General features: G+C 38.6%; 19 protein-coding genes. 1 reads left to right on the forward strand and 18 read right to left on the reverse strand.

Annotated features, from left to right (window positions below):
- Nucleotides 1-208 precede the first annotated feature (208 nt).
- The 18 genes from WMO25_RS05305 to WMO25_RS05390 form a co-directional block, all read right to left on the reverse strand.
- Entirely contained in the window at nt 209-622 is a 414-nt protein-coding gene (locus WMO25_RS05305) for a hypothetical protein (RefSeq protein WP_349084459.1), read from the reverse strand.
- Between the two features lie 4 nt (nt 623-626).
- The gene (locus WMO25_RS05310; RefSeq protein WP_349084460.1) at nt 627-941 is read right to left on the reverse strand and encodes a hypothetical protein; all 315 of its coding nucleotides are present in this window, start codon (nt 939-941) and stop codon (nt 627-629) included.
- 11 nt (nt 942-952) lie between these two features.
- Nucleotides 953-1,942 (reverse strand): DUF6017 domain-containing protein, encoded by a 990-nt coding sequence (locus WMO25_RS05315; RefSeq protein ID WP_349084462.1) that lies wholly within the window; start codon nt 1,940-1,942, stop codon nt 953-955.
- A 1-nt stretch (nt 1,943) separates the two neighbouring features.
- Complete coding sequence (locus WMO25_RS05320; protein ID WP_349084463.1) at nt 1,944-2,849, reverse strand: ParB/RepB/Spo0J family partition protein; 906 nt, start codon at nt 2,847-2,849, stop codon at nt 1,944-1,946.
- On the reverse strand, nt 2,839-3,624 hold the full coding sequence (locus tag WMO25_RS05325; protein ID WP_349084464.1) for a ParA family protein: 786 nt from the start codon (nt 3,622-3,624) through the stop codon (nt 2,839-2,841). Before WMO25_RS05325 ends, WMO25_RS05320 begins: the two co-directional genes overlap by 11 nt.
- The gene (locus WMO25_RS05330) at nt 3,617-4,552 is read right to left on the reverse strand and encodes a ParB/RepB/Spo0J family partition protein (RefSeq protein ID WP_349084465.1); all 936 of its coding nucleotides are present in this window, start codon (nt 4,550-4,552) and stop codon (nt 3,617-3,619) included. The genes WMO25_RS05325 and WMO25_RS05330 overlap by 8 nt, the downstream gene beginning before the upstream one ends.
- A 735-nt stretch (nt 4,553-5,287) precedes the next feature.
- Nucleotides 5,288-6,349, reverse strand: a complete 1,062-nt coding sequence (locus WMO25_RS05335) for a Fic family protein (protein WP_334305451.1) — start codon at nt 6,347-6,349, stop codon at nt 5,288-5,290.
- A gap of 109 nt (nt 6,350-6,458) precedes the next feature.
- Complete coding sequence (locus WMO25_RS05340) at nt 6,459-7,850, reverse strand: tyrosine-type recombinase/integrase (RefSeq protein WP_349084467.1); 1,392 nt, start codon at nt 7,848-7,850, stop codon at nt 6,459-6,461.
- A 3-nt stretch (nt 7,851-7,853) separates the two neighbouring features.
- Nucleotides 7,854-8,825 carry a helix-turn-helix domain-containing protein gene (locus tag WMO25_RS05345; RefSeq protein WP_349084468.1) on the reverse strand — a complete coding sequence of 324 codons (972 nt, stop codon included), beginning with the start codon at nt 8,823-8,825 and terminating at the stop codon, nt 7,854-7,856.
- An 81-nt stretch (nt 8,826-8,906) separates the two neighbouring features.
- Nucleotides 8,907-9,092: a helix-turn-helix domain-containing protein gene (locus tag WMO25_RS05350; RefSeq protein ID WP_075671598.1), complete on the reverse strand. Its 186-nt coding sequence runs from the start codon at nt 9,090-9,092 to the stop codon at nt 8,907-8,909.
- A gap of 297 nt (nt 9,093-9,389) precedes the next feature.
- Nucleotides 9,390-10,331: a hypothetical protein gene (locus WMO25_RS05355; protein ID WP_349084470.1), complete on the reverse strand. Its 942-nt coding sequence runs from the start codon at nt 10,329-10,331 to the stop codon at nt 9,390-9,392.
- Nucleotides 10,332-10,483: 152 nt separating this feature from the next.
- Nucleotides 10,484-11,935 (reverse strand): DNA/RNA non-specific endonuclease, encoded by a 1,452-nt coding sequence (locus WMO25_RS05360; RefSeq protein ID WP_349084472.1) that lies wholly within the window; start codon nt 11,933-11,935, stop codon nt 10,484-10,486.
- A complete protein-coding gene (locus tag WMO25_RS05365; protein ID WP_349084473.1) occupies nt 11,932-13,893 on the reverse strand; it encodes a hypothetical protein in 1,962 nt (653 codons plus the stop codon). The genes WMO25_RS05360 and WMO25_RS05365 overlap by 4 nt, the downstream gene beginning before the upstream one ends.
- A gap of 11 nt (nt 13,894-13,904) precedes the next feature.
- The gene (locus WMO25_RS05370) at nt 13,905-15,125 is read right to left on the reverse strand and encodes a hypothetical protein (protein ID WP_349084474.1); all 1,221 of its coding nucleotides are present in this window, start codon (nt 15,123-15,125) and stop codon (nt 13,905-13,907) included.
- A gap of 57 nt (nt 15,126-15,182) precedes the next feature.
- A complete protein-coding gene (locus tag WMO25_RS05375; RefSeq protein ID WP_154580909.1) occupies nt 15,183-15,401 on the reverse strand; it encodes a helix-turn-helix domain-containing protein in 219 nt (72 codons plus the stop codon).
- A gap of 184 nt (nt 15,402-15,585) precedes the next feature.
- Nucleotides 15,586-15,858, reverse strand: a complete 273-nt coding sequence (locus WMO25_RS05380) for a hypothetical protein (protein ID WP_216697600.1) — start codon at nt 15,856-15,858, stop codon at nt 15,586-15,588.
- 31 nt (nt 15,859-15,889) lie between these two features.
- On the reverse strand, nt 15,890-16,300 hold the full coding sequence (locus WMO25_RS05385) for a peptide deformylase (RefSeq protein WP_075671588.1): 411 nt from the start codon (nt 16,298-16,300) through the stop codon (nt 15,890-15,892).
- Nucleotides 16,301-16,321: 21 nt separating this feature from the next.
- The gene (locus WMO25_RS05390) at nt 16,322-16,777 is read right to left on the reverse strand and encodes a hypothetical protein (RefSeq protein WP_349084477.1); all 456 of its coding nucleotides are present in this window, start codon (nt 16,775-16,777) and stop codon (nt 16,322-16,324) included.
- A gap of 365 nt (nt 16,778-17,142) precedes the next feature.
- On the opposite strand from WMO25_RS05390, the gene WMO25_RS05395 reads away from it, so the two are divergent.
- Nucleotides 17,143-17,356 (forward strand): DUF6290 family protein (locus WMO25_RS05395; RefSeq protein WP_435384300.1); only part of this gene is annotated, 214 nt, incomplete at its 3' end.

Genomic DNA, 17,356 nt, shown 5'->3' on the forward strand with positions numbered 1-17,356 from the left:
TTATGCCTTTTTTATTGGCTGAAATATTGAATTTTCAAGGTTCAACACACCGTATCGGTGTGGGAAGTTTTAGTTATATATTGTACTCGCAGTCGTAAATTAAATCTACAGCATGTCCATAACAAAAAGACTGTCCGGTAATTGCGAACAGTCTTTTTGTTTATAAATTCAGAATTCTTCTGTGGTGAAATTATATGTTATTGAATTATTATGACGGCATCCCTACATCTCCGTTTCCATTATTCAAAAACAGCATATACGTTGCAATAATAGCTTCCGTCTTTCTGGGATCATCACTCAAAATTTCTTCTACATCTTTTCCATTTACAAAACATTCCTCGTAAACATATTGGGCTAATCCTACCGCTTCCCGGAATAATTCTGCAATGACAGCCTTCATATTATTTCCGAATTCCTCAATTTTTTCCGGATGATCTGGCTTAATTAAAACAGCGTTAACATCACTTTCACTACTGGAATTATCGCTTAAAACTTTATACTGTTCATAAACAAACTGCCGTTCCTTCTCTGGAAGTTTTGTGTATTCCCAAATCATACGAACGACATTTCCATCCAGTTCTTCCGGAATTGGCGGTAACTGAATATATTTTTCTTTTTCCATCTTCTCAACCTCCGATAATAAATCTTCCCACACCGTCTCTTGCTTCTGTTACAAGTGCCAGGATAAATGCTCCTGCAGCCAATACTCCTACCAGCATGAATTCAGCAACTCCCAAAAGGATATAGTTCATGAACCGGGTGCGGTACCAGATGAAGGTACACACAAACATTGCTCCAAGAAGCAGTCCAACAAGTCCCTTTGCTACGCAGTAGAGATTAACTACTGCGCTGACACATACTCCGATAAAAGTAAGGATCAGCCATACCGGAATAAGTATAATTCTTCCAATGAGTTTTAAGATAATTAAAATCACTCTCATAAATTCTCCTTTCAGCCAGCAAACTGTGGCATATCTGCATTTACTTCAGCTCTGTAGTAACCCTCAATAGTCGTCGGTGCATTAAACAAAGTGGCCAGTAAATATTTCTTGATGTTTTTGACTTTCGTCGTGTTTCCTCTCATACAACTGAGTACATAATCAATGTGCATGTAATTCAGCTTCAGGAATTTACTCTTTACCAGAGCCGCCGGATATCTTTCACTGGCAATCAGGATCGTCTCGCTCTGACTCACAACTGTTTCAAGAATCAGATCAAAGATCCCTTGTACCAATTCTTCATCAAACCTGTTGGCTTGAAGAAGTGCATCGTATTCTATATTTTCTTTGATGATTTCCTCATAGGCTTTCATGATATCGTTTTGATCTGGATCACATCGCATCGTATCTGCATCAGCAGATAAGATATGATTCGATTTAATCTCACTCTGGTAAATATTGTTTGTATTAGTCTTATTATTAAGAGGTGCTGATTCTGTCACTTCTGGAGGTGTCGATTTGGTAACCTCAGAGGTGCCGGAACCGCTACCTCTTGAGGTACATTTTATAGCATCAGAGGTGCGAAAATCCGTACTTCTGGAAAGTATCTGTTTTCCTGCTGAAGTTCCGATATCGATACTTCTGGAATAATCTTTCCGGATCAGAAAACTCTTGACGTATATGATGCTCGGAAGTCCAAAACCTCTCTTTTTCTTCTGAACCAGTCCGAATGTTTCAAGTTCTGCCAGATAATCCATAGCTTTTCTCTTGGAAAATCCTAGATCTGACTGAATCTCTGATATCTGATAGATGATGTACACTCGGTTTTCTTCGTCGAACCATCCGTTTTTCATGGACAAGGACATGCGATCTAGAAGTACTGAATACAGCATCTTTGACTGCAATGTTAATGAAGAAAATGTTTCCTCTGCCAACAGCATCCTTGGTATCCGTATAAAACTGAACTGGTCAGCCTGGGATCCATAGTAATAATCAAATTCCATATTATTCAGACTCCTTTCCCTGACTCCATTGTTCCAGAAGTTCCACAATGACACTTCTCATATCTTCCTCAGTGTAATCAGATGGAAAATACTTTCTCAGTTTCTTCTCTGAAATAAGATTCTTAGTACTTGGCGTTCGGCCCGGCTGGCTATCATTAAGGATTGCTATCAGCTTACCTTCTGTCATAATTCCGGTTTTACATGCTTCTCTCAGTAAGGCAATCTGCTTTGGTTTGACCAGTCCGTTATCTCTGATGTACTCAAACAGCCACTTCTGGATTTCCTGATCAAGGTAAGAGATCTCAACTGCGGATGTAAACGGAATTCTTTTCAGATCAACATATTCAAGTAACTCAGGAATTAACTCTGTTAAACGAATATATCTTCTGACCTGAGCTCGGCTATCACCAACTTGTTCTGCAATTGCTTCATCTGCTCTGAAATTTGTCTCATTATGAGACAAATTATTTTTGGGTCTTCCAGCCTGTCTCTTTACTGCATCTAATTTCATCTTAAAAGCAAATGCCTTCTCACTCGGCAGTAACTCCTCCCTCTGGATATTGGCATCCACCATTGCAATTACCGCTTCATCATCTGTCATCTCTCTGATAATAGAAGGGATTGCAGTAAGTCCTGCCAGCTGTGCAGCATGCAGTCTTCTGTGACCGGAAATCATTTCATAAGTATCCATGCCTGTTGGCCGGATCAGAACCGGTGATAATACACCGTTTACCTTTATACTTTCCACCAGTTCCTGCATCTTCTCATCATCAATTACCTTGAAAGGATGCCCCTTAAATCCACTGATCTTATAGATTTCGATATCCATAGCTGCTTCTTCATTTACTACACCAAGCAATTCTTCCACACTCTTGAAATTCAATCTCTCGCTCATCTTACTTGCCATCGTTCAACACCTCCTTCGTCAATTCTTTATAAGCTGTAGCGACTTTACAGTTTGCACAGTGACCATAGATGCTGATTCCCTCAGCACTGGCCTCAGCTGCTTTTACCGATACTGGAATGACACTTTCAAATATTGGAATGTTAGTTCCATAGGTTTCTCTAACCTTTGAAGATACATCTTTCGCATAATTTGTTCTAAAATCTACCATAGTAAGAAGGATTCCTTCGATTGTCAGTCGTCTGTTCAAACGTCTCTTTACCATAGATATAGTTTTGATCAGCTGCTGAAGACCTTTAACCGGCAGGTATGCAGCCTGAACAGGAATGAGTACGCTATCAGAAGCAACCAAGGCATTGATAGTCATAGTTCCCAGGGATGGCATGCAATCGATAATGATGTAATCGTATCTTTCTCTTTGTATCTCGATATACTCTCGCATGATCATCTCCCTGCTCATCACATTGGCCAGAGTCAGTTCCATAACGGACAATTCAATATTACCTGGAAGCAGATCCACACCTTCCTCGTGGTGATAAATACCTTCTTCCGGATCGATGTTGTTCTCATTTACAATATTCATAAGGATAGTTGCCAATGTTGTCTTAATCTCATCCGGTTCCCCGATGCCAAGACTGGCACTCAAGGATCCCTGCGGATCCGCATCAATCAGAAGGACCTTCTTACCTTCTCTTGCCAATCCAATTCCTAAATTCACTGCTGTAGTAGTCTTTCCGACTCCACCTTTCTGGTTTGCGATTGAAATAACCTTACACATTTTTCTTTTCCTCCTTCTTTCTCTGGCGTTCTTTGCGTTTTAAATCTTTCTCTAAAAGGGCAATGATTTCTTCCTTCATCTGCTCTGCACTGTAATGGCGAGGGAAATATTTATACATCTGAGAGTTCTTGAAGATAACTCTGCTCATATCTGACTTCTTGATTTCACTCAGGATCTCGTTGATTTTCTGCTGGGTCAGCTTCTTTTCCTGGCTCAAAGCCTTGATCCGCTTAGCCTGAGATACGGAAGGAGCTGCCTGCGCGTAATCCATACCGTTCAGTACCCATTTCTGCTCGACTTCAGATAAAAAGGAGAGTTCCACCGCCGGATTAAAGGAGATTTTTCCCTCATCCAGCATATCCAGTAACTCCGGAACCAGTAATGTCAGACGAATATACCTGAGTACCTGTCTCGGACTTTCCCCCGTTTCCTTTCCGATCAGCTGAATCGTCTTGGTTCCTTTGATGGATTCCAGCTGTCCTTCCTGGGTTCTTCTTCGTTTTCCGGTTTTTCTTTTCATCGCTTCATTCTTCATGTAGTAAGCAAAGGCCTTCTCACTGAACAGGATCTTATCCCGATGAAGATTGGAATCCACCATGGAAATGATGGAATCCTCTTCTTTCATGTATCGGATGATCACCGGTACCTGGGTATATCCAAGTTTCTCGGCACAATATTTTCTTCGATGTCCCGAGACGATCTGATAGACGCCTTCTCTCGTCGGCATCACGATCAGCGGATTCAGAATTCCATACCGTTCGATGCTTTCCATGAGCTGTGCCATGGCCTCATCTTCTTTGACTTTGAATGGATGATTTTTAAATGGCCTTAATCGCTCCAGTCCGATCTCTACGACTTTCTCACTCTCTGGATGAAACAGTTGCCTTTCTTCGCCCGGATTGCTGTTCGCATTCTTTTTGCAATTCATTAGAATTCCCTCCTTTTTTGGCTATTTAAATGCAAAGAAAAATGCCCATTCACGAGACCATTTACAGATCTGTGAATGAGCATTGTCATTCGATAACTTATATAGAGTTGTCATTCGATGAATTTTTGCTAAGAAAGTACTGATTTTAACAATACTTAACGCTAACCATACTGGCGAAAACAGCATCGTCGCCATAATTTCTTAGAAGAATTCATTTTCCTGTTTTGGAAATAGGTACTTTTTTGTTGGGAAATTTTCATTATCCGAATCCCTATTTCGTTTGCAATTCCGAGGGTAAAACGGAGTGATTTTTTACCGTTAGAAAGACAAATCGGAATGATTTCGCAATTTCTGCTAATCATTCCGATGCCCACCGTCGACAAGAGGATTTGAACCTCCGACCCTTCGCTTAGGAGAGCTCTGTGGTTCTGTTAATCCCTGTCAAGAACTGATATATTTAGCCCTTTATTATCAAGGACTTTTTTTATTTTCGAATCAAATTCTGGTAATCTGAATACCCTTTCTGTCAAGACCAGATAAGACCTGAAAATTAGCAGATTCTTTGCAGCTGCTAACATCCGGGGAAAGCTCTGTTGTTACTGACAGATATCATCTTCCGGCTACCATCCCCTTACAAGCGGGAATGATAAACAATATTCAATTGACCAGATTTCTATTATTACTATACACCGTTATTGAAAATTTGTCTATGGTGTTTCGACCACGACAGCCGATTTAAATACGAACATATCCAGTTGCCGGCCCGGCACCTACTTTTGCGATATATCCACTTTTAACCAGTTCCGTCAGGGTCCTTTCTACAGTTACCTTGCTTATATCCGGACATAACTCCATGATTTCTTTTTTGGTAATTTTTCCTACCTTATTATCAATCACTGCCTTTATACGATCCGGCTTTGAAAGGCTTCTGTTTTTCAGGTGCTCTACACGCCCCTCAAACTCACTGTATGCTTTCAGTATAATTCCCAGATAATATTTTACAAATGACTCATAACTGTTTTCATTTTCGTGCCATCCATTGGAACTTTCCTGTAATGCCTCATAATAAGTTTCTTTTGTCTTTTCAATCAGCATTTCAACACTGACATACTTTCCGACAATATAGCCGGCTTTATAAAACAAAAGAAGTGTTAACAGGCGGCTCATTCGCCCATTTCCATCATTAAATGGATGGATACACAGAAAGTCAAGAATAAACATAGGGATAAGAATCAACTTATCTATTCGATCTGCTTCCCATGCTTCCAGAAAATTTGTACAAAGTTCATTCATAGCTTCTGGAGTCTGAAATGCCGGCACCGGGATAAAACGCGCTTTTTGATGACCTTCTGCATCTGTTTCTGCAATTACATTATCCGAATTTTTATAATTTCCACCAGCATTTCCTCCGGAATATGAGTATAAATCCCGATGCAATTGTAAAATAATATTGGGTCTCGGATTAATATACTCATAACTTTCATGGATAGTGGCAAGAACTTCCCGGTATCCGGATATTTCCTGTTCAGACCGGTTACGTGGTTCGGCTTTCTGTCTTACTAATTCTTCCAAACGTTTGTCGGTAGTATAAATACCTTCAATCCTGTTAGAAGCCCCTGTACTTTGAATCAAAGCAACTTCCAGCAGAGTTTTCAATTCGTCTATATTGGCTTCAAGAAACAATTCCTGCTTACCTTTATGCTCATGAATGCTTCCGACCATCTGAACAATTTCAGGTTTTAGCAATTGCTCCGGAGTTTTTATATAATCAAAACTTCTCATCGAAATCTCCTTCATTTTAATATTATCTCCATCATTTTACCATCAAATGACGGTGATATCAATTAGCATGATGGAGATATATTTTTAACATTCCTTTTAACGAAACCCATTTTTTCACTATTTTTCACTTCATTGTCTTCGCCAGTGACGCAAGCAGTGCCGCCATCTCAGGATTATTAAGAACCTTTGCAAGCAGTTCTGCATCCACGCCTTCCGGAACCGCTACCGTGTTTTGTGCTGTATTCGGATGCATCTGCGGATCCAGATCTTTTTTCTCATAAAATGCTTCTTCAAACAGCTCTGCATTTTTCTTCCGGTCATCATCCAGGATGTGGGAATATACATCCGTAACCATGCTGACCTGGGCATGTCCGGAATCTCCCTGGACAGCCTTAATATCTCCACCATTCAGTTTCAACTTATAGGTAACACTGCTGTGTCTGAGACTGTGGAAAACAACCGGTGGGAGATCATAGTCCTTAATCAACTGATTTAATGGCTTCCGGATCGCGCCATCCCCCAAAGGAAGACCAAACGTACTTGCCATGACCAGGTTATAGTCCATGTATTCATCTCCAAGAACTTCCTTTGTCTCATCCTGTTTTTCTTTCCATTCGATCAGCATCTTTGCGACAGACTTTGGAAGGAAAACCTTTCGGACACTGCTGTCTGTCTTCGGTGTTTTCAAAACACGGACTGTTTTATTGGTCTTGCTTTTTTCTGGAAATATCAGCAGCACATCTTTTGCATCCAGCTCTTTTAAAGCGGATTTGCTCACCCGCTGGGATTCCTTATTGATAAACAGATATGCCCGGTTTTCCTCAATTGCTTCCTCCGAGATGTCCACACAATCCCAGGTAAGCCCCAGAAGCTCACTGATCCGGAGAGAGCAGGAGAAGGAAAGATTCATTGCCAGCTTTAGCCGATCATCCTCACATACTTCCAGTGCGTACATCAGAGTTTCGGCAGTCCAGATCTCCCGTTTCTTTGTTTTATGTTTTGGTACGGTCGCATAGATACAAGGATTCTTCTCCATCAACTCCCATTTGACAGCCTGTTTAAAACAGCTTCGGAGGAGTTTATGGATATCTCTGATGGTACTGGTAGATACATATTCATTCTTTCTTTTCCCAATCATAGGATTGACCACAGCCGGAGCTTTCAACAACCTCTGATAATATTTTTCAATAAAACGGGTATTGATCTCCGACAGTTTTTCATCCCCGATGATCGGAAGGATATAATTATTTATGAGAGAAACATTTCCATCATACGTAGATAATGCCCAGTTGTCTTTTCCATACAGGGCAACGTATTCTGCCAGAAGATCCTTCATGGTTTTACACTGCGGGATTATCATGGATCCCATTTCTTCTTTATACTCGATTTCTTTCTTGCGTTTCTTTGCCTCTGCCTTTGTAGCATAAGTTTCCCATTTCTGCTTCCGTTTCCCGTCTGCATCAGTATAGGAATAGATCACATTAAATTTTCCGTTTCGTTCTCTGATCGATGCCATAATCTAACAGCCCCTTTCTGTATTTCTCTTTTCCAGCCATGCTTCAAATTCTTTTCGTTTGATCCGAACATGATTCCTTATTTTTACAACCGGAAAATATCCTTTTGTGTACCAGACATTTATCATGGACCGGCTGACCTTTGCCATAAAGGCTGCTTCATCTATAGTAAGATACTGCAGATTGCCATTCCTTCCTCGTTCCCCGGTCTGTGCCAGTTTCTTTCTCCGATAATTCGCCAGTGCCACATTTTCTTCCATTGCCAGTTCTTCATAATCGTTCGCCGGATCCAGATGATATTCATCCTGCCCTTCCAGAAACTTCTGAAAGCTTTCCTTCGTGATTCTTTTTCGATCAGCGATCGTGACGAACTCAAAGAGATGCTGATACTTTTGACTATTCAGGATGCCATATACCTGATTTCTGGTGATTCCCAGCTGTCTGGCCATTTCCGGCATAGTGAGAGTAGCGGCCTCCATTTCGGCGTCCCTCTTTTTATCCTCTTTCGTGCGGTATCTGGACTGTCCGTCATACCATTTCTGAAATGCAGCTTTTGGTACACGTTTCCAATAGTCCACAATCACGACTTCGATATTATTCCGCTTGATCAGGTCATAAACGACACCATCTGTAAGCTCCAGCATTTCTGCAAGTTCCGGAACAGAATAAGACCATTCTTTCAATTCCTTTCCCGGTTCTTCTCCGTTGACTTTATGATATTTAATCTGATTCGCATACCACTTTTCAAAACTCTCAATATTGACCCGCATCTTTCCGGCAATCTCTTTGGTCTCAAAAAAGTTTTTATGTACCAGCCAATACCGATCCGTCTTTTTAAGCCCCAGGAGCTCGCCCATCTCAGAAACACTCATCCATTTCTTTTTCGCAGAAGACAGCCTCTTGTATGGGCTGTTTGCTTTCACTTCCTTTATCAATTCTTCGTATTTCTCGGTATTCATTTTTCCCTTCTCATCCATGAAGCTTTCCTCCTTCTTCCCATACCATACCGCACTTTTTCAAAAAAATTTAGGATGTCGATTTTTCATCCGAATAGGAGATTAGTTGGAAGATTCCGGCAGCTTATCCAGCCAGTCATCAAAGCTCTTTTTGGAAATACGGTACTTTCCGCCATCCAGCTGGATCCACCGAAATTCATTTTTCTTCAGAAGGTTATATATTGTCGGTCTGCTGACACCAAGAATCTCCTGTAACTCTTTTACTGTATAACATCTTTTCTCTGACATATGTCATTACCTCACATTTCATTATTTTGGAGGCGACATTCCAAATACTCCCGCAAGTGACGGGGCATTTGGCTCTCGCGGCAGTCGCCAAATGGACATGCAAGCATGTCCGCTTGGCTCGTTGCTCGCGGATATAAATGTCCCTCTATATATCCAAAGTTTCAGAGGGGCTTATACAACATGTTTTAGTAAAAAAATGTCAAGATGAGAAAAAGGGCAAAAAGAAACCTCCGTATGAATTGAATCATACGAAGAAAGGGCAGATACCATTTGAGATATCTGCCCATGCATTTAATTTTATTTAACTTTAATCAATTCATCTAATATTTTCTGGGTAAGCTCTTTTTGCTGAGTTCCGTTGAGATAATTAGAAGTTCTAATTACAAGTGTTCCGTATACGTAATGAGATCCAGAAGCAAATCCTGTCGAATCGAATGTGCCAAGATAATCGCTTCTTGATGTTGCCTCTTCTTTGGTAGTATATACTTCAATCGCTCCGCCGCCGTCTGTTCCGATATCAATAACGTTATCTTTTTCAATATATAATTTGGAACGATCTACCTGCGTGTCCCTAAAATAAATACATCCAATGTAACCACCTTGCTTATTTAATTGTCCATTTGGATCATGGTCTTCTGTAACAGGTGCCATTTCTGCAATTGTTTCAATATTTTTTAATCGATCCATAACAAAGTCATCTGTTGGTGCAGTGATTTGTTTTAATCCTTGAATGCTATCTTCGTAAGCCTTTTTTGCCTCATTAATTGCTGTAATGTTTTCAGAATAATTTGGAACTTCTGGGATTTCATCTGGAACAGCAACTTCTTGAATTGCTTTTGTATCAGATTCTGCCTTTTCTTTCATAGCTTTCAAATCTTCCTTAGAAGCATTCTCATCTACTGTCACTTCTTCATATACTGGAAGAAGTTCAGGATCAGCTATCTGTTTCTCAGAGGCCGTACTGATTGCTGCTTTAAGAGTGGCAAGCGTTTCTTCGTCAAAAGGTTCTTCTCCTTTGTTAATTACCTCCTGGGCGGCAGTCATAGCGCTATTTAACTCTTCGTTTGCATCAACCGTTGCTTGAGATGCAGTTATATATTCTCCAGCTTGTTCGTTGTAGGTTTTGACAGCCTCATTATAAGTTTCAACTGCCTTTTTGGTGTTATCAACTGCATTACCACATGCGGTTAAAGAAATCATGGTCATTGCTATAACAATCGTTAATAGTATCTTTTTCATAGTCCAACCCCATTCCTTAATAATGTTGTATTTAATTATATCATGTTTTATTGTGTTATCAATAAATATATTACGGCAAATGCTCGTTGCTTGTTTTTTGACTGGCAATCAAAAAAATGGCTGAGGACTTACGTCATCAACCATTTTTTAGTTTATTGAAATGCTGATTTAAAAAATTCCTGTTTTTCTAACATCATTGGAACATAAGTTTTCAATACTTCAAAATATTCATACTCTAGTTCCTTTGTTTCAAGATAACATTTGGCAGGATTTTCGTCGTTTATTCCGACCTTTCTTGCATCTGTTGCTATTGCATCAATCTGACTAATCATAGAATCATAGGTCATTTTTGTATCTGGATCATCAAATAAAATCTTCAAATGCTTTTTCATTTCATAAATCAAATCAGGATTTTGTTCACTTGGATTATATGTTGCAAATGGAATGACATTGTCTTTTTCAAATGTCACATCAGAAACTTCACTTTTCCCATTCATATAATTAATACGAACCCCTGGTTGAACATTATAACAATATCGATTAAAGCAAACACCTTCACCTGAATCTTCTATCGAATATGCTTCCATTTGAACCCCCGATGCCACAAGATTATCACTCTTATATATTGGCGTCACTCTGTATAAAACATGATTCCCAGTTTTTTTAATATAATCCATGACATCACTTTCTAATGGTTCCATGATATCTGCATTCATATAACGAGTTCCCGTAATTAGATTATTCTTGTCGTCTGCGCCACCTAGTCCATGCGCAATAAGATGACATCTATTATACAGATATGCAGCACCGGCACCAGAATTAACTATATTAGGGTATTTGTCAAAACTCCATCCAGATGGTGTAATGCCTGTGATATTTTTTCGTGGACCAGATTTGGTTACTTCTTCTTTGTCTAAACAAGCATAAGCAACGCCACATCTTCCATAAGAATCCATACCACTATACTCATAATATGATCCAATATTCTTTTTTTCTTGTGCGGTAAAATAAGGCTTATCGCCATTAATTATTACATACGGTTGCCCAGAATATCCTTCAATAGCTTTTCCTTTTACATTGGCAGTTGTTTCAGACGGATCACTTGCTAAATAATCCGACAAAATGTGAGAGTAGTAAAGAAGTGCTGAAAAGCTTTCACACTTGCCACTTGAACTACCAAATAGGTTGTTTATGAAGCCAAAGTCAAAAACCTTATTTACGCTGTTATTAAGTATTTTCTTTCTTGTATTCTTAATCTCAACATTGTTTTTATACTCATATTCCCAACTGTTGTGAGCACAATCCAACAAACAATCATCTTTTATATTGATGTCTGATAAAGAAGGTACTTTTCTTACTTTGTGCAGTTTCAAATTATCAAGTTTCTCTTGCCCCAAGTTATCAGATTGCTCACTGCACAAATATAGTGCGTCCATCAGCAGCTTTACATTGTCGTCTGATTGGCGTTGCAAAGCATTGTCTCCAAAAATAATTTGTGTAACATAGGTTTCGCTTTGCTGATCGTTACAGGCGGCATAGGTCGTTATAGGAACACTTGATACTAATACCAATGCAAGGCAAAAAGCAGTTATGCGCTTAATCATTTTTTCTTCCTTTCAAAGGCAATACTATTTATAATAAATGCTTTTTTTACTTTTTTGGCATTATATACAAATACTAGATTTTTGTCAGGTGATTCTGCTACTGGCGTAACGGAAATAGTAATAACGTCACCATCCTGATATTTGTACTTTTCAGCTTTCTCGCTCATGTAAGTAACTGTGTAATCAGATACACTAGCTTTTTTTTGCCGCTTTACTTCATCTACTATCCAATCATCTATAACGGTATCTTTTTTTCCATTTGAAATGGTAAGTGAAATTGTTGAGCGATCAGAAATACATGTTGCTGGAATAATCAACTTTTCGCCATTGAATTCGATAGAGATATCGTCTGCTTTAATATCGCCAGTATTTTTCCCAAACCAAAATCTATTATCTAATGCTTCTGTCAGAAAGATCGGATCATTATTTTCGTGAAGAATAGAAACGATTTTATCTTTTTCTTTCTGCGAGATATCTATTTCATCAGCTAAGGCAAATAATAAATCACAATTCAAATAAAGAGACTCGTTTACAGGTGGCAAAGCAATTTTGCGTTCTTTTTCCAAGGCTTTGTTATATTCTTTGGCTTCTTTTTTTTCTCTTTTGGTTGATCCTTTCTTGACTTCTACTTTCTTGATATCAGCCAAATATATTTCATTCTGAGCTCTTTGACCGTCAGCAAGAATATTTACATTTTCAAACGCAATAGCATATGCATTTTCTAAATATGAGCGATTTTCAGTTTTTGCAAAAAGATCAATATATATCTGAGCTGTAAAATATCGAATACTCCAATCGAAATCTTCACCATCTTTATATTTTTTTGTATTTGAAAGAATCAAATCACAATACTTATCAGCAAAGGTAATATAATCACTCTCTGACATGGTTTCTTTCGCTGCAATTATTGCCATTGGTAATACTTTTGCGTAATCAAGATCCTTACGGAAAATTCTTGTAGAGATACCTTCATATTTGTATAGAGCATTTAAGCAGTTCTCATAATCTTCAGAATCATAATAATCTTTAACAAGTTCCAACCAATAAGGTCCGAATTGTTCGTAGGTATTCTGATTACTTTCCAACCAAGAGATTTTGCTTACAAGATTATCCTTTGCAGTCCATGTTACAAACGCTTCCACAGATTCATCATTCAAAGCATAATCACCTGGAAGATCATAATCCCTAACCATGTTATACATGTAATTCAAAGCATTTTTAGTACTATTATGCAATTCGTCTGCCGATTCATCATCTAATTCCCATCCATCCTTCAAGTATTGAAGATCTGCCTGAGATGTAGCTGAATCGTAACTGCTCTTAGCATCAACAGCCATATATAACACGGATGCTGCCATTTTCAGTGTACTTCCAGACTGAACTGCGCTTAGTAATCCCATCGGATTAGGAATGGCCTGTCTTAATGCTTGAGCTCGATTTTGCTCATATATGTACTCTAATCGATCTCTCTTAACGGAAATCATTCGATAACCATTAATGGTATCAAGAAGATTTGTTGATTGAGCTTGTGTTTTACTATCAACAGCATTTGGATAAAGATCATTCTTCAAAGAAGAATAAGCATCTTCAAGAAATGCTTGATTATTAGGTGACTGATTAATTCTTTGCGTCAAAACAGTCATGTAATTCAACATGTTTACGGAATTGCGCTGTGTATTTGATAACACTTCTTCAGCTTCTTCTGTTTCTTCATTCTCAACAGATTCAGCTTCTTCATCTGTAGTTAATGTATTTTCAGAATTTTCTTCAATTATATTATCATCTACAGACTCACTCACTTCGGTAGAATCCTCTTCGGTTGGCTCCACTACAACAGATTCTTCTTTTGTATCTGTTGTTGAAATTGATGAATCAGAAGGAGTGGCGTTTCCACCACATCCTACAATTGAGGCCGTCATTGACATTGCCAATAATAGTACAATAATTTTCTTTTTCATAACTCTTATCCTTAACCTGCAATTAAATAAATTTTGTTTTCATCAAAACAAATCTGTTCTGTATGATTATATATCTGAATCATATCCTCCATTTTGGCTGTATAAATACCAGTCTGGGGATTGCTTATAAGAGCAAATTCCTGCAAAATTCCAGATTCAATAGATTCTGCACTCTCTCTAATAGAAGCCCCGCTTTCTTCTAGAAATTCATCCACAGGTCCCTCTTTAACAACCGGTATACTGCCAATTAATTTTCCAACAGCCTTACTTGCAGTTCCAATGCCTTTGAGAATATTTGCATCAATAGTACCCTTACTCATTTTTTCAAGGAATACTGAACACTGTTGAAATAACTCACGATATTCCATGGACATCTTTTCAATTTTGGTTTTTATTCCTAAGATATATTCTTCTCTAAAGTTCCCGCTTAGCATTATTTCCATCAATGACGCCATTGAAAATGTATAGAGAGATAGACGATAGTATTTAAATTTCTTTAACAGCTCTTTTAATGTCATGTTTACCTGTACATGTGCAAGTGCCAATTTTTTCCCTTTTAATATGCCATTGACTTTTTTCTGATATCCATCAATATTTTTTTGTGCTGTACGTTGAATATCAAGGACCAGCTTATGATTATTAGATATAAAATATTCATTGTCCCAATTCGTTTTGTATTTTTCAAGAATATCTGATAACACTTTAACGTCTGCTTCAATTTCAGCTTCCTTTTCAATCTCAAGAAATGCGATTATCTGTTCTTGCATCTCCTTTATTTCTCCCAATTGCTGTTCTACAGAAAAAAGTGCAACAGCCATCAGCATTATTGCAGGATTTACTGCAGCGACAGCTTCTGTGGTAGCTGTGAGAGGTCCAGCTGCTTGTAGCTGAGCAAACTTTGACGTACCTTCTGCTGTTTTGAAAGCACCCCAAAAATTTCCGTTTTTGGCTAACTTTAATGTATCTCCGACAGCTTCATTTGCAAGCCTATATAATCCCTGTGTTTCAATTGTTGTTGTCTGAGTGATTGTTCGTAAAGCTGGTAGCAATGATGACACACCAGCACCCAGAGTTGCTAATTGAGCAATAGGCATACTCAGTGTTTTTCTATTTGTTGTATCGGAAAGGGTATCGGATAGAATGTTTTGTGCACTTTCCATGATTCCCCTTTCATCTCGAATCATTTCTGTATCTCCTTGATTCGCAGAATCAATCTTTATTATTTCTCCCATAGTGAACCTCCATTTGTATTTTACATAGGATATGTAATTTTCGCGTCCTATAATAGGTTATTTAGCTTCTTTACGTTCGACATAACGAAATTCGATATCATACCCTAAAGATTCTATCATCTGAACAAAGGTCTTATTTAAAACGCCTTCTTGCTTTTTGATGATACGATTGACATAAGGAGCTGTTGTTCCAATATCTTCTGCCAGTTGAGCTTGAGTAATTCCATTTTCTATACATTTTGTTTTTACATCAACTTCGATATTATTTCTTATCATATTAGTTCCTTTTCATAAGCTCATCTTATCCGATTCAGACAATTTATTATATCACAACTATAGTGGCTAATAAATAAAAGAGTCTCGAATCTCATTTAATCTCATTTAATTGCATGGCTTTTTGACAGTAAAAAAGCCCAGGAGAAATTTACTTCCCCTAAGCCTTGAATGTTTCACGGATTTCCTATAGCCCATTTCTGTAGATCTCATTAATCACCGCCTGGGCATGTTCCATCTCTTTTTTCTGGATGATTGCATCCCGGTCACTTAAGATCGCCAGCATCTCATCCACCAGATCTTCAATCCGGGGATTGCTTACCCGGTACAAATATCCCAACATCCGGGTTGCGGTATAATCTGTATTCATATTTTTATAGGCTATTTCCGCACAGAACTCTTTTGGATATCCTCTGTCCAGCAAAACCTTGTATAATTCGTCCGTTCGTTCCGATGCCATAAGCAGTCGCTCCTGTTATTTCAAAAATTTCTTAAATCAAAATCCCTTCCAGATGATCCAGCTCATGCTGGCAGATCTGTGCCGGCCAGCCGCTCAGTTTCTGCCGCTGCTTTTTCCAGTTCATATCATAATATTCCACTTCGATATTTTCATATCTTGTGGTTTTTCTCACGCCGGTAAGGGAGAGACATCCTTCTTCCGTTTCATACGGAGTATCCTTACTCAGCAGTACCGGATTAAACATTACGATATCTACGAATCCCATATTCACAATAATGACTCGCTTTTTCACTCCAATCATATTCGCAGCCATACCCACACAACCGGCGCGATTTGCCTGTAAGGTATCCTGCAAATCTTTTCCCACCTGCAGATCTGCCTTTGTCGCCGGTTCTGATTTTTGTCCCAGAAAGAACACGTCTTTCATTATCGGTTTTACCATCTATCATTCCTCCACGTCATATCATTTCTTCTTTTTCTTTGAATCGCTGAACTCATCCATCATATAGGAAACACCGGTTACTTCCCACAATGCATCCTGCTTTTGCTTTCTTTTTTGTCTTATATTTTCTTTCTGTGTTTCATTTCTGCTTTCAATCTGTTGGTTCAGACAAACGATCTGATCCATTGATTCATCATATAATTTCAACTGATCCGCATCAGCAAAAGGAAGCAGTGTTTTCAAGTGCTGATATCTTTCTTCGATTAATTTTTTCCGTTTTTCACAAACCTCATAATCAGAAGAACGCATGACAATCTGAACACTTTCCCTAATAATCCGGCAGTCATTTCTGATACTCTGATCGGTTGCCTGCTCCAAAACTGCTTTGTCTATTGGCATTCCCTTTTTATACCCCTGTATCATGACTTTTGCCCATGCGTCTATGTCAGATCTTCCTTTTTTCCGAAATAATCCCATTTGTATACTCCTCAAGAATCATATTCTGATTATATCAACAAAATCATATTTCTACCATAGCGAGGTTTTTTCATTTCCATGTTGTATAAGGGGCTCTCTTTTCCCATATAAGTGAGAGGTTCTTTTTCTAAGAGCAAGATCCACCCGTGTTTAACAGTAGTGCCATTTTGGCAACTGTTACACTTACGGGTTTTCATCTTGATGGGGATTCCGTTTCCCCATGCCCTCGTTTTTGACATCACAGATGTCTTTTGGCTTCCACTGAAAAAGTGGTCGCAGCAACAATAGTACAAATGGAAGGGACAGCCATTTATACCTATGTTGGCATCACAATGTGATGAAAGATTCCGTTGGAAGGGAGGAATATGGAGAGAAAAAATAAAAGAAAAGAAGTTACACATCCACATTTTGTAGCTGTACGACTTACTGATGCAGAGATGGCTCTTTTAGACCAGGGAGCATCTATGCTTGGGATTTCCAGATCAGAGTATCTAAGAAAATTACTTCTTGAAAAGGAAATTACAAACACGATCGAGGTAATAGCTGACATGGATGAACTTCGGAAGCTGGTCAGTGAAT

It is taken from the genome of Coprococcus intestinihominis (genome assembly GCF_040096555.1).
Classification (GTDB): Bacteria; Bacillota; Clostridia; order Lachnospirales; family Lachnospiraceae; genus Coprococcus_A; species Coprococcus_A intestinihominis.